Below are 13049 nucleotides of genomic sequence, written 5' to 3' on the forward strand. Positions count from 1 at the left end.
ATTCAGCTCTTTTAACAGATTAGAAACAGTAAGGCCATTTAATCTCACAGCCTCAGCTTCATCCACCTTAAGTCCCAGATAGCCTGCGATATCTGTAACTCCAAGTACATCTACGGCCTTGAGCGACTTTCTGGTATTCTGGGTCTGAGTCTTAACTGTTGCGATCGCATCAGCCAGCTTATCTACCTGATCGTTGGCATTCTTAACAGCTCTCTGAGCCTCCACCGTAGCCTCTTTATATTTAGCATACTGAGACATTACAGCCGCGGCATTATGCTGAACCTGGGCATTTTCTGTAATGAACGAGTTAAGCGCTTTGCTTCGCTCAACTACAGCAGATACCGTTTCAGGCGACAGCTTATTTACTACCTGCTTATATACAGCCGTAGTATTATTGTTATTATGAGTGTACTTATCAATCTTTTCGTTCTTACCGATGATGAGACAGTCAGCATCATGAAGGAGATTATTCTTGTTCTGTATTACCTGCGTCAGTGCATAGCCATTATAGGTCGTCGGAGTTGTACCATCCTTCTCAATCGTTACGCCATCAGCAGGATTTTCTATTTCATCCCGGATCACATAATGCTTAACCCCGTCGTTATCAGTATAAGTAAATACATCAAACTCTCCTGCCAGATAAGCATTCCACTTTGTTCCATTCCCGAGTTTACTAGAGTCTTTTTCAGTATAATATTTCTTTACATAATCATTTGCTTCAATCTCTTCAAGGGATTTCTCGAAGATTACCATACCATCGCCAGTGTTAATATTGGTCGTACTTGGCGACAGCTTTAGAAGTGAATCCCAGTTAAAGTATTTAACTCCGTCCTGAATATTACCTTCTGCATCTTTGTATTTATATGTTAATTTACTGTAGTTGTACTCCTGTCCGTCAACTCCCTTTAAAGAAACAAAATCTGTCTCGTAATTAACCTGATCCGCCAAAATGTCTATTCCAAGAACCTCTGGCATGTAATAGTTGACGATGACCTGCTTCATAACAGCTCTGTTCTTATCAACATTTCCAAGCTTTCCATCCCAGTTGTTGCCGCGCGTAGATGACAGCTTATTAGCTTCAACCTCGTTCTCAATATTGTCTTCGACAATATCAAGAGCTTCAGCCAGATTATCAACCTTCTGCTGTGCTGCTGTAACATCTGCCGCAGCATCTTCTGTCTTCTTGGTCGCATCCTCTATCTTGCTGTCAAACTTCTGCTCAGCAGCTTCAAGTGCACTCTGAGCTTCGTCCAGTTTCTTGACAGCTGCTTCATACTCAGAAGCCAGTCTGTCATAAAGAGCTTTTCTAGTCTCAAGATCAGCCTTTGTATCACTTACAAGCTTCTCAAGGTCTTTATATGCAGTTTCTGCACTTTCCTTGGTATCAGCATTCTGGATAGTATCAACAAGCTCTGCTGCCTTTTTTCCCGCCTCTTGTGTTACAGTGCTCATCACACCTGACTGTTCTGCGATACCCTTGATATCCTCTGCAGCCTCTTTTGCCTCTTCCTCTACAACCTCATATTTCTCTTCAAACTGCTTATTAACGTCCTCAGCTGCCACGAGATCTTTTTTAACATCTTCTATACTATCTGCTGCAGACTGCAAATCTGTTGTAGCCGCAGTTACCGTAGTTCCATCAGCTTCTTTTGTATCATTAACAACCTGTTCTGCTGCCTCTATGACTGCCTGTACCTCGTTTGTGGCATTAGGCGCATCTGTAGCAGCTGCCGGAGCTACATTCTGTGTAACATCACCTTCAAGAATAAGGTTAGCAGCCTCAGCCGCCTCTGTTGCAGCACTTGCAAGATTATCCTGTTCGCCCGCTGTTTCCTGAGGCGCCTGTTCCTGAGATGCATTGTTTTCTTCAGCCGCAGGTTCTACGCACGCATCCTGAGCCACCTCAGCCTGCTGCTGTGCCTCATCTGTCACTGTCTGATACTCACTCACAGCTTCTGCCTGCTGTGTAGTCTCAGGCTCATTATTATTTTCAGGTACTTCGCCAGCATTATCGTTGGCATAAGCTGTAATTGGCGTCTGAAGCGCCATCATCGCCGAAATACCTATCATAAGCGCCGATACAACTTTTTTGTTTGATAGATCACTACGTTTCATAAGCTACTCCTCTCTGCTCATTACGCTTCATCAAGACCTATATGCTCAAATAAATACTGAAGAACGTCTGGTGTGAACTTTCTGGCCTTAAACGCTACAGACTTCTTGCCATCCTCTTCCTTATCTTCACGAACTGCTTCCGCATACATTATCATCGTCTCTGCTACAACAATCACGTCTCTTCCGACCATACTGGGAATGCGCTTATCTACAGTTATCGCAATACCAAGAGGACTGATATTTTTAACCTGTCCGTAGTACTTGTTAAGTGTTTCCTTGTCAACAATTACGCTGTTTGCCAAAAACTCTACTCGATTGATCGTTCTACGTTCTAACATTTTTTTCACCTCTCCCAGATAATATCTGTCTTCCTATTTTTAATTATATCGTCAGATAATCATAATAATTATCATACGAACGGTTTTAAGTTTACTTTTTACTGTCTTTTATGATTTATTTAATTTAGATTTTATCTTTCTACTGCTCTGATCACTTTTTCTTTCCATTTCTTACTGTACGGATGCTCTCGAAGCGATAGGTTTGCCCTGTTTGTGCCTAACAGAACCGTAGTCGTGTGGGTAAACTCCTTAAAGCCCCACTCGCCGTGGTAGGCTCCCATTCCAGAGTGGCCAACGCCATTAAACGGAGCATTCTTGACCATCATGTGAAGACACACTTCATTGATGCATCCACCGCCGAACTGCATTCGTTGCATGACCTTCTTGGCCCAGCGTACGTCCTTGGTAAATATGTAAAAAGATAATCCGTGTTCCCTTCTATTGATGATATTCAAAAGGTCATCTATCTTATCCTCATCATATGGAACCACTGGAAGCAGCGGGCAAAAGAGCTCTTTCTGAACAATGTCTTCATCAACAGTCACCGGGTAAATAATTGTAGGTTCAAACTTAAGACTTCCTACATCTCCATGGCCCCCAAAGACTACTCTTGAACGATACTCATCTGCAATTCCTTCACATTTTCTGTAGGCTCCCTCATTTATAAGGCGAGGATATTCCAGATTATCAAGAGGACTTTGCCCGAGCTGTCTTACAAATTCCTCTTTTAAATATGTAATAAACTCATCACATACCTCTTTTGCAACAGCCACCTGATTGACATCAAGGCATATCTGCCCAGCATTAAGCGCTTTGAAAAAGGCTACTTTCCTGGCCGCATCTCTAAGGTCAGCATCTTTTCTGACAATGCACCAGTTACCGTTTTCTCCGCCAAGCTCAAGGCACGTAGAGGTAAGATTCTTGGCAGCACACTCCAAAACATGAACACCTACCCTGGTTGAACCTGTGTAGAATATCTTGTCAAAGGGTTGTGCAAGACACATATCTGCAATGTCATGTCCTCCGTCTATCAGGATTGCATATTCCGGAGGAAATGTTTCATTGATCAGCTTCTTCATTACCGCTGTGCAGTGGCTGGACTTGGAGCTTGCCTTGATCACGGCTGTATTTCCACCAGCCAGACTTATGGCCAGTACTCCAAGGGACAGGAATACCGGGAAATTAAACGGACTGATTATAAGCGAAACTCCATAGGGCATCTTGTAGACCTTGGTGAAAACACTAGGGAAACAGTGTATTCCACTCAGATGCGTCTCTGGTCTTGCCCACTTTTTAAGCTTTTTTATCATGTCATTCATTTCCTGAATGAGACTTCCAATGTCGCAGAAATAAGCTTCAAGTGGTGCACGGCCAAGATCCTCATAAAGCGCTCTCTCGAGTTCCTTCTGATTATCAAGTACCGCCTGTTTTAGTTTTTTTAGCTGCCTGATCCTAAAGTCCAGATCAAGTGTCTGCCCAGACAAAAAGTATTCGCGCTGGTTATCTACAATTTGCTTAATCGTCTCCATACTCTCCATACTCGCAGCCTACCCCTCTTGCGTAAACCTCATCGATCAGTTTTTCCTTAAATCCAAATAGTGATCTCTTATAGAGCTTAAGTACTCCCTCACCTGTTCCTCCGTTCCACAATCTGTTGTGTCTCTTAAGACCTGTAGGAGCCTCATATCTTATGTTAAGCATCTCGCTCTTTTTGCATCTGATCTTAGTTTCAAGCTTGGCATTTCTCGTAATCTGGACAACATGCCAATGTATCTCATCAGGCGTTTCTCTGCAGTCAAACTTGGTCCGGGATAAGGTCCAGAACTTGGCAAAGTTAAAGTCATAGTCCTTACCTTCGTAGTAGAACTCGCCCAGAAGCTTTCTGTTAAGTGCCAGGAAAAAGATCTTGGGCCTTCCACCGCCAATCTCGAAAACGCTGTTTTTAAGTTTTTGTCCTGTGCGTTTACTGGTAAGATCATTGGATGAAAGCCATACCCATGGGCTTGTGAAATCACCGCCCCAGTTCTTGTCCGAGTAGCCATTACAGGTCTCTGGCTTTAGGATATACTTCTCACCATTCAAAGTGATGGTTCCGCTAAACACAGACTTCATACCCTCCGCATGCCAGAACATCTCAAAGGCATTTATCGTTCTGAAGAACTTGTTAGCACCGTATCCAACATGGAAGGCTATTTCTTTTTTGATATCAAAATCCCAGCTGATCTCACCTGCATCGCTCATCCACTCTGGATGGGCTGCCACTTCTTCCTTGGTGACTTTGATGCTTCCTTTTGTGTGTGTTTCGCTACACTCACAATCGTCCGCCTTGACACTATATGGTGCATCAGCGTGAATCTTCACATCTCTAAGTGAAAAGAATCTGTGTAGCTGACCATGTTCCTGTCCCCAGAAGCCCGCATTCACCATGAGATAGGAAGGTCTTACACCTGCCTTCTGCTTGGCCTTATCGTTCCATACGATCACTGGCTCTTTTTCTGCAAGAGCTGGATTACAGGTAAAAAACTCAACATAAAAGGCTTTCTTTTCTCCTGTCTTTTTGTTCTCTGCAGTCATTGAATGCCACCACCAGTCGTAGCCTCTTTTTGCAAGTGGACCTCTTAGCATCCACTGATCTCTTGAAATGTCATGTATATTCGCCATAAAAATCCCCTTTTACCTTTATACCTTTATCTTTTCTGCAAGCTTAAGATCAAGAGCTGCCTTTTTCTCCAGGAATCTCTTAAGTCTCTTTTTCTCAATTCCCCAGTACACGCTCTTTATAGGAGGAATTGTGTTCATGAGAAGTTTGGAAGGCTTGAATACTCTGCATGGATAAATATGCTTTTTGGCTTTCTCTATTCCATCTATCATTCGCTCAGCAACCACATCCGCCTTCTGTATTGGGAAAGGATGTCCTACATCTATCTCTCCTGCACCAACCTTAAAGAAGTTCGTAGCTGTGGAAACAGGATAAACAGCAGTAAGCTTCAGATTCTTGGGTGCCTCCAGGCGAACTGCCTCCTGGAAGCCCTTCATTGCAAACTTGGTCGCAGCATAAAGTGTATACCCTGGAATCGCCATCTCACCCATCGCAGAAATAGTAAATACCATGTGGCCTTCTCTTCCGTTTAGGTGCTTCAGGTACTTGGTGTAGGTATAAATTGGAGAAATTGTATTCAGGTTAAAGATATTCTGAATTCTCTCCCAGTTAACATAATCAAATTTCTCATAGTAAGGAGCGCCGGCATTTGCGATGAGCACATCTATCGTGCCCAGCACTTGTTCTGCCTTTTCCATCATCTGGTCGACACCTTCCTTTGTGCTGACATCGCAGTTAAACAAGGTAACATTTTTATCATAGCCCGTTAGTTTCTCTATTGTTCTACTGCAGGCAAGAATGCGATTTTTCTTGGCCGGATCACACAACCTATCCAGAACCTCTTTGCCTATTCCACTTGAAGCACCTGTAATGACTATGCATTTACCTGACAGATGTTTCATCTTCTTTCTAAGATTAAATTCTGTAACCTTGTTATCAACAACCATTATTACTCCGCTCCTATCTACTTTATTTTCATCACAAGCTCATAAGCGCTATGGCAGGCACTTGCGATATTTCCGCTCTTTTTAGCATCTCCTGTGCAGTACACATTGCTGATTCCAGCTTCCTTTAGCGCCCTTGCCACCTCATTATTGGGTGCTACGCCCATAGCAAGGACTACGTAATCTGCGGCAATTTTCTCTTTCTTATGGGACCGCAGATTTTCTATTGATACGCCATCTTTTTCTATCGAGCACAGCTTGGTACTCGTCAGGAAAAGAGCTTCATAAGGCCTTATCTTTTCCATGGCATCATCCACAAGCTGAAACCACGCTCCAGGTGCTATTTCTGGTGCCATCTCAAGGACTGTCACCTTATTTTGCGCGTTACAAAGCGCCTCCGTAACTTCAAGGCCTGTCATTCCAGAACCCACTACCACAACCTGTGAGTTTTGCACCTTTTCTTTTCCCAAAAGAATGTCTGGCGCTTCTATTACATTTCTCTCATGAATTCCAGGGATACTGGAAGGCCGTATTGGACGACCGCCTGCTGCCACAATGACAGCTTCTGGATTTAGCTCTTTTATCTTAGATACAGTAGCTTCTGTGATTTCTTCTCCAAGGTGAAGCCTTGCTCCAGCTTTTTCCGCTGCAGTTTTGAGGTCTTCGATAGACCAGTAGAGCCTTTCTTTATCTGGTCCTGCTGCCGCAGCAATGATCTGACCGCCGCACTTATCTGCCCTTTCGTAAACCTCAACATCAAAGCCTCTCATTGCCATAGTTTTGGCGGCTGTAAGGCCTGAAGGTCCGGCTCCTATAACTACAATCTTTCTTCCATTGCCATCCTTTGGCATGTTAAAATAGGCTCTCTCATTAGCTATAGACATGTTAAGAGCGCACTCTCCAGGCATTCCTCTGCCCGCATTGTTCATAAAGGATCTGATACAGTTAAGGCATCCAATACACCTCTGGATATCCTCGGGATGCCCTTCCATGGCCTTCCTTGCCCAATGAGGATCACATATAAAGGTTCTGGCAGATGCTATGAAATCCTGCGTTCCTTCCTCAAGCTGCTTCTCAGCCTGCTCGGGTGTTCTGATGACATTAGCAGCAATTACAGGGATATTAACCGTCTCCTTGATAGCCTTGGCCAGGTACTTGCGCCAGCCAGGCTCGTAGGTCGTTGGCTCTAGCCATCCGTTATAGACATCATAATTGGCGCTTGAGACATTTATGGCATCAACTCCAAGCTCCTCAAGGCGTTTTGCAATTCTTTTACCAGTTTCCAGATCATAGCCCACGCCAGGCTTTCCAATCCTTGCGAACATCTCATCTACAGTGAGCCTTACAATAAGCGGATAATCTTTGCCACAGCGCTGCTTTATTCCCACAACAATCTCTTCAAGGAATCTCATTCTGTTCTCAAAGCTGCCACCATATTCATCATTTCTTAGATTCGTATAGGGAGATAGAAACTGCTGAATAAGATAGCCATGGGCTCCATGAAGCTCAACAGCATCAACACCTGCTTTTTTGCATCTTTCTGCAGCATCTATAAAATCCTTTATAAGTGACTTAATCTCTTTTTTGCTCATGGCATGCAGCCTTGTGGCTCCATGAGGTGCTTTTGGACAGTTAGAAGGTGCCTGAACAGAGAAACTGATCCCTTTTTCCTCCATGCCAAGAAGCACAGGAGTGCACTTATACATTAAATTCATAAATCCGGGAAAACGTTCTGCGATTGGGATAACCAAGGGCAAAGAATTAATAGAACTGGCAAGACCTTGTCTTCCAGCATGATGGAGCTGAATGGCAAACTTAGCTCCGTGACTGTGAATGCGCTCTACTAACTGGCGCATAGGCTCAATATGATAGTCATGGCTCATAGAAAGCTGCGTATAAGTCGCAGCTCCCGCCATGTCATTAACCCTGCATATTCCAGGAATAATAAGGCCAACACCACCTTTGGCCCTCTCTTCATAATAATCGGATAGTCTCTGCGTTACCTTTCCACTGGGCTCACCCAGACTGAATTCCGCGGCGCACATGACTATCCGGTTCTTGACTTCCATGGTTCCAATTTTCATCGGTGAAAATAGAATGTCGTACATAGTTACCCCTCAATACTTATACACGCCCTAGAACCATTATATAATGTAAACTTTATTTTGTATAACTATTATCGCATTATAATCATGCAATAATCGCAATTCTCAAGCCTTACCAACTCTGATCAGAGTTCTATAAAACTCAACTGCATCTGCAAGGTCATTATCATCTGGATGTCCCTTGCTGGTACCACCTACAAGCTTGAATGGTCCAAAAGTATTGTAGCCGTGGCAGGTAAACTTACCTACTACCTCAGCATTCTTGCCCTTTATAGAATCATCCATGGATCTTGAGAAATCCTTATTCATGGCACTTGTCATGATGAAAAAAATCCTCTTGTTCTCAGGGAGGTTCTTCTGAGCAAAATTCTTAACCTGCTGGTGGAACTGAGCTGCATAAATACCGCTGGCAAAGCCGATCAGATCATAGCCAGACATGTCTTTTTCCTGAACCTGTGTTGCGTCGATAAGCTCTACATCGAACTCCTTGGCAATAGCGTCAACAACCTTCTTGGTGTTGCCATGATGTGTTGAAGCATAAACAATAGCTGCGTTACTCATTTTGTAATTCTCCTTTTATATTAAGTTTCAATTTCCTGCATAGCTTTAGCAAACTCTTCCTGGAATTTTTCATTTTCCTCAAGATGCTTTTGCTTGCAGGATAAAATCTTTTCTTTTGACAAAATCTCAGAGGACAAAAACTTAAGATTATCTGCTGCCTTCTGGCTCTTAAGCACTATCTGCTGAGAACTGCCTCCAACCATCAGAAGCTTCATAGCCTCCTGATCACTGAGAAATCCGCTGGTTATGATTCCAAAGGTCTCATATATAGTATCATTTGCAATCGGCCCGATTATAAGGTCATAATCCGCGTAGACATCCGGCCTCACGCGCCTATTAGCAAAAATATATTCAAACCACTCTTTGTTTCTCTCAAGCTTTTTGACCTTGAGATCACTGTCATCAAGCTCGTACTGATTAATTATAATGTCAGCACCTGTCTTTTCCCTGACCCATCTGCTGGCAAATTCCTGATCATCAGTGGTATAAAACCCCTGTCCAAAGTCGGCATTTTTCCTGCCATGGTGGACATCAGGTTTCTCTATAACATCGTAGCCTGCGTGATATAAATGCATCATAATCCGCTAACCCTCATAACTACTATAAAAACAGTATATCCCTCAGCCAAGACCCACATCAAGAGCCATCATCAGAATAAATCCAAGTGCAAAGCTGATTGTTCCAATATTGGAATGCTGGCCCTCTGACATTTCAGGGATAAGCTCCTCGACTACAACGTAGATCATGGCCCCGGCCGCAAAGCTCAGAAGATAAGGCATTGTAGGAATGAGAAGACTGGAAGCTGCTATTACCAAAAGAGCTCCAATAGGCTCAACTACTCCTGACAGCATGCCATAAACAAAAGTCTTCCACTTAGGTACACCCTCACCAAGGAGAGGCACGGCAACAATTGCTCCCTCTGGGAAGTTCTGGATTGCAATACCAAGTGAAAGAGCTATAGCGCCTGCAAAAGTAATCGCTTCATTTCCATACATCCATCCGGCACATACTATTCCAACAGCCATTCCTTCAGGCAGATTGTGAAGTGTCACTGCCAGAACAAGCTTGGTCGTTCTCTTAAGTCCGCTCCTTGGGCCTTCCTCCAGCTTATCCAAATGCATGTGTGGAGTAACCATATCCAGCACCAGAAGGAATACCATTCCTATTCCAAAGCCTATGGCTACAGGAATAAAACCGAGCTTTCCCATCTCCGCTGTCTGATCGAGCGCGGGAAGAAGCAAACTAAAAAACGATGCTGCGACCATGACGCCGGATGCAAAACCTGTAAGTGCCCTCTGTGTCTTTTCTCCCATTGTATTCTTAAAGAAAAAGACGCTTGCAGCACCAAGTGTAGTTCCTATAAATGGTATTAAAAGTATCTGCCACATAAGTCCTGTAAACATATATCCACCTTTCATCCATGAAAAAAGGCATATAGCAGCATTCCTGCGCCATATGCCTAAAACTGCTAATTTACTTACTTTTTCTTTGACTTACTAGTTGTGTTAACGTATACTGCAGCTCTGGATGAGAATTTAAGCTCATCTTTTCCATTTCTCTTAATAACTGCTCTTCCTATTCCCTTAGCTGTTCCATTGCGAACAGCTTCATTGAACATCTTACCAAGACGGGCTCTGACCTGAGCAGGAGTTTCCTTGATCTTATAATCTCTGATAACAACATTCACGTCTGCAAAGGTTGGCAGATCAGCAAGAGTGAATTCTTTGTCCATCTTCTTTCCTTCATCTACCATATTGGAAATAGCTGCTCCGTAATCATAAACTACTGATTTACCAAACTTTTCCTCCAACATCTCGCAGATGTAGTAGTTAGCAGTTACATTCTCTTTCTTGGCAGCCTTCTCGATCTGATCATATAATGACTGGCTGATTGACAAATTAACTCTTGGCATATCCTAACCCTCCATAATACCCGTTAAATAGTCGCTATACAGTAATTATATGAGTGTCGTTCCGCCGCGTCAACACTATCAAAGATACTTTTTATCAGTATTTCATTGATTTATGTTAATGCAGAAAGCTTCTGAGCAAGTCTGTCCTTAGGAACTGCGCCCATCTCGCTGTCTACAAGCTCACCATTCTTAATGAATGCAAAGAATGGGATGCTCATTACATTGTACTTGGCAGCAAGATCAGGCTGCTCATCAACGTTGATCTTACCAACCTTAGCCTTACCATCAAACTCTTCTGCTAGCCCTTCAACAACTGGTCCCATCATCTTGCAAGGTCCGCACCAGTCAGCATAGAAATCAACAAGTACTGGTACATCACTATTCAAAACTTCTGCTTCAAAATTCTCACTTGTAAATCTGTATTCCATAATCTTCACCTATATACGCTTATCTGCGTCCTTTCATAAAAACCATAAATAAGAAAAAATCGAATTGTATTTTGTACAATTCGATTGTATCACATCTTCAATAATTTGCAAGTACTTTTTCTCAAAATATTGTTAATTGATGCACGCACATATATTTACACTATAGAATACTGCATGAATTCATACTTAAGCTGAGTACCTTCAGCAATGCCCTCTGGTAAAAGAGCTCTCGCAACAAGCTTAAGATCATCAGACTCAATATCCGTTCTGCGTAAATTAGCATAGTCGCCGTCAATACTTTCTACTACATAAAACCAGGTTTCCATATCATCTCTCCTATCACTATTCTTACTATTTTTCTTATTCTATATTCTGTACATTGTTTTCTAATCGTCTCATTAGTATTAGAAAAGACTGAGTTGCTCGTATTCTCTTTTGCTCTCTAAAAGTGGCATATCCATTGCCAGCATCTCTTTGGCCGCATCTATGTCGTACAACCAGTCCCTGACTCTCCCCTTCTCTATCATAAGAGGCATTCTGTCATGAACCTTGATCATAGATTCATTAGCCTTCGTAGTCAGTATAACAAAAGAATCTCTGTTATTGGACATTCCATAGAATCCAGCCAGATAAATCGGGCGCTTATCACTTCTGTAAAAAGTCACCTTATTCTTGTCCCTGTCCCATTCATAGAACCCTTCAGCAGGCATAACACAGCGCCTGTGTGCCATACTGTCCGCAAACATCTGCTTATCCAGCGCAGACTCCGCTCTGGCATTGATCACAAGCTTCTTATCCTTGCCCTCAAGTCCCCAGAACATATTAGTCACGCGGATTCCATTACCTTGATCAGCAGATTTATCCTCTCCAGTTGCATCTCTATCCTCTTCACCTGCACTGTTCCTTACTGCAGTGAGTACTACTGGAGCCATGGCAGGTGTAAAGTCCCCCTCTAACATATCAAACGAGCCCATATCAAGCTCCAGGTCCTCTTCCACCATCTTTGAAGTTTTCTTCCAAAAATAATATCTTGCGCACATACCTATATTATAGAGCACATGCAACAATATTTGAATCTTGAGCCAGCAGAATTCTCTCAACTATGTACTTTGAACTCTTTTTCGAGATAAGAACTTCAGAAACACCGCTTGTGTTATTACGACATCAAATCGTCACTATATCAAACACTTATTACTGCTATTTTTCCAAAACTCTCTATCCAGCCGTAGTCTATTTTTTTCCTTACGGCCAAAATTCTCTTTTTCCTATTTTGATAGTAGTGAAGCACCAAAAAAAGAGTAAAAATCTAAGCGTGTCTACTTCCATAATTCCATTTTTTCAATTGCAGCCGTAAAATTCACTCTATCTCATGAGTATGTTTGACTTTAATCAAGTTTCAAGAGTGTTTTCTTACTGCTAGATTGGAGTTTTATGAATATCAGCAGTAAAGAAAAAAATGGGCTACTGTCCAAAAACAATTTTTACAAAAGCAGACGTAAAAATCTCTTTTAAAGCAATAAAAAACAATTGGCAAACCGATTCCTCGCTCCAATATCATCACTTCTTAATATTTCCCATACACAAGAGGAGGAGTTTCAATCATAGACCTCTTTAGAGCTGGAGTTTCTATCTAAGATTCTATTTCTAATTAAAATCCTATAGAGTCTTCCTCTACAATTCCCCAATAATCTGACTTTTGAGTAGCATCCTGACCACTTTCCATATCAAGCACCTGTCTGAACTGAGTCTCATACAGTTCTTTATAAATACCGCCAAGAGCCAATAGCGAGTCGTGGTCTCCCTGTTCAGCAATAACACCATCCTTGACTACAAGAATTGAATCCGCCTTGAGGATTGTCGAAAGCCTGTGGGCAATTACAATACTGGTGCGTCCCTTCATGAGAAGCTCCAGCGCATCCTGAATGGCAGTCTCAGAAATTGAATCAAGGGCGCTCGTAGCCTCATCCAGTATGAGAATCTTGGGATCCTTGAGAATAACTCTCGCAATGGACAACCTCTGCTTCTCACCGCCAGATAGCTTCAGTCC

General features: G+C 42.6%; 14 protein-coding genes. All 14 read right to left on the reverse strand.

Features of this window, described 5'->3' with window-relative positions; translation table 11 throughout:
- Positions 1-2115, reverse strand: a 2115-nt coding sequence (locus IJI01_RS06810; RefSeq protein ID WP_292187774.1) for a hypothetical protein, incomplete at its 3' end; no start/stop codon positions are given.
- A 20-nt stretch (positions 2116-2135) separates the two neighbouring features.
- Entirely contained in the window at positions 2136-2453 is a 318-nt protein-coding gene (locus IJI01_RS06815; protein ID WP_292187777.1) for a hypothetical protein, read from the reverse strand.
- 131 nt (positions 2454-2584) lie between these two features.
- A complete protein-coding gene (locus tag IJI01_RS06820; protein WP_292187780.1) occupies positions 2585-3982 on the reverse strand; it encodes an aldehyde dehydrogenase family protein in 1398 nt (465 codons plus the stop codon).
- Positions 3969-5114 carry a tocopherol cyclase family protein gene (locus IJI01_RS06825; protein WP_292187783.1) on the reverse strand — a complete coding sequence of 382 codons (1146 nt, stop codon included), beginning with the start codon at positions 5112-5114 and terminating at the stop codon, positions 3969-3971. The genes IJI01_RS06820 and IJI01_RS06825 overlap by 14 nt, the downstream gene beginning before the upstream one ends.
- A gap of 18 nt (positions 5115-5132) precedes the next feature.
- The gene (locus IJI01_RS06830; protein ID WP_292187787.1) at positions 5133-5999 is read right to left on the reverse strand and encodes an SDR family NAD(P)-dependent oxidoreductase; all 867 of its coding nucleotides are present in this window, start codon (positions 5997-5999) and stop codon (positions 5133-5135) included.
- Positions 6000-6016: 17 nt separating this feature from the next.
- The gene (locus IJI01_RS06835; RefSeq protein WP_292187789.1) at positions 6017-8104 is read right to left on the reverse strand and encodes an NAD(P)/FAD-dependent oxidoreductase; all 2088 of its coding nucleotides are present in this window, start codon (positions 8102-8104) and stop codon (positions 6017-6019) included.
- Between the two features lie 102 nt (positions 8105-8206).
- The gene (locus IJI01_RS06840; RefSeq protein ID WP_292187792.1) at positions 8207-8662 is read right to left on the reverse strand and encodes a flavodoxin family protein; all 456 of its coding nucleotides are present in this window, start codon (positions 8660-8662) and stop codon (positions 8207-8209) included.
- Between the two features lie 20 nt (positions 8663-8682).
- Complete coding sequence (locus IJI01_RS06845; RefSeq protein WP_292187795.1) at positions 8683-9240, reverse strand: DUF3990 domain-containing protein; 558 nt, start codon at positions 9238-9240, stop codon at positions 8683-8685.
- A gap of 42 nt (positions 9241-9282) precedes the next feature.
- Entirely contained in the window at positions 9283-10065 is a 783-nt protein-coding gene (locus IJI01_RS06850) for a ZIP family metal transporter (protein WP_292187798.1), read from the reverse strand.
- A gap of 74 nt (positions 10066-10139) precedes the next feature.
- Positions 10140-10574 (reverse strand): hypothetical protein, encoded by a 435-nt coding sequence (locus IJI01_RS06855; protein WP_292187801.1) that lies wholly within the window; start codon positions 10572-10574, stop codon positions 10140-10142.
- 110 nt (positions 10575-10684) lie between these two features.
- Positions 10685-11002, reverse strand: a complete 318-nt coding sequence (gene trxA / locus IJI01_RS06860) for a thioredoxin (protein ID WP_292187802.1) — start codon at positions 11000-11002, stop codon at positions 10685-10687.
- A gap of 155 nt (positions 11003-11157) precedes the next feature.
- Complete coding sequence (locus tag IJI01_RS06865) at positions 11158-11328, reverse strand: chorismate--pyruvate lyase (protein WP_292187805.1); 171 nt, start codon at positions 11326-11328, stop codon at positions 11158-11160.
- A gap of 78 nt (positions 11329-11406) precedes the next feature.
- Complete coding sequence (locus tag IJI01_RS06870; RefSeq protein WP_292187808.1) at positions 11407-12042, reverse strand: SOS response-associated peptidase; 636 nt, start codon at positions 12040-12042, stop codon at positions 11407-11409.
- A 608-nt stretch (positions 12043-12650) separates the two neighbouring features.
- The coding region (locus tag IJI01_RS06875; RefSeq protein ID WP_292187811.1) for an ATP-binding cassette domain-containing protein at positions 12651-13049 on the reverse strand (399 nt) is incomplete at its 5' end.

Origin of the sequence: Butyrivibrio sp. (assembly GCF_017433805.1) — a bacterium.
Lineage (GTDB): Bacteria > Bacillota > Clostridia > Lachnospirales > Lachnospiraceae > Butyrivibrio.

Coding starts and splice junctions, on each gene's coding strand:
- IJI01_RS06825 (WP_292187783.1), bottom strand. CDS start 5,114: ATGGCGAATATACATGACATTTCAAGAGATCAGTGGATGCTAAGAGGT.
- IJI01_RS06870 (WP_292187808.1), bottom strand. CDS start 12,042: ATGTGCGCAAGATATTATTTTTGGAAGAAAACTTCAAAGATGGTGGAA.
- IJI01_RS06815 (WP_292187777.1), bottom strand. CDS start 2,453: ATGTTAGAACGTAGAACGATCAATCGAGTAGAGTTTTTGGCAAACAGC.
- IJI01_RS06830 (WP_292187787.1), bottom strand. CDS start 5,999: ATGGTTGTTGATAACAAGGTTACAGAATTTAATCTTAGAAAGAAGATG.
- IJI01_RS06855 (WP_292187801.1), bottom strand. CDS start 10,574: ATGCCAAGAGTTAATTTGTCAATCAGCCAGTCATTATATGATCAGATC.
- IJI01_RS06845 (WP_292187795.1), bottom strand. CDS start 9,240: ATGATGCATTTATATCACGCAGGCTACGATGTTATAGAGAAACCTGAT.
- trxA (WP_292187802.1), bottom strand. CDS start 11,002: ATGGAATACAGATTTACAAGTGAGAATTTTGAAGCAGAAGTTTTGAAT.
- IJI01_RS06820 (WP_292187780.1), bottom strand. CDS start 3,982: ATGGAGACGATTAAGCAAATTGTAGATAACCAGCGCGAATACTTTTTG.
- IJI01_RS06835 (WP_292187789.1), bottom strand. CDS start 8,104: ATGTACGACATTCTATTTTCACCGATGAAAATTGGAACCATGGAAGTC.
- IJI01_RS06850 (WP_292187798.1), bottom strand. CDS start 10,065: ATGTTTACAGGACTTATGTGGCAGATACTTTTAATACCATTTATAGGA.
- IJI01_RS06840 (WP_292187792.1), bottom strand. CDS start 8,662: ATGAGTAACGCAGCTATTGTTTATGCTTCAACACATCATGGCAACACC.
- IJI01_RS06865 (WP_292187805.1), bottom strand. CDS start 11,328: ATGGAAACCTGGTTTTATGTAGTAGAAAGTATTGACGGCGACTATGCT.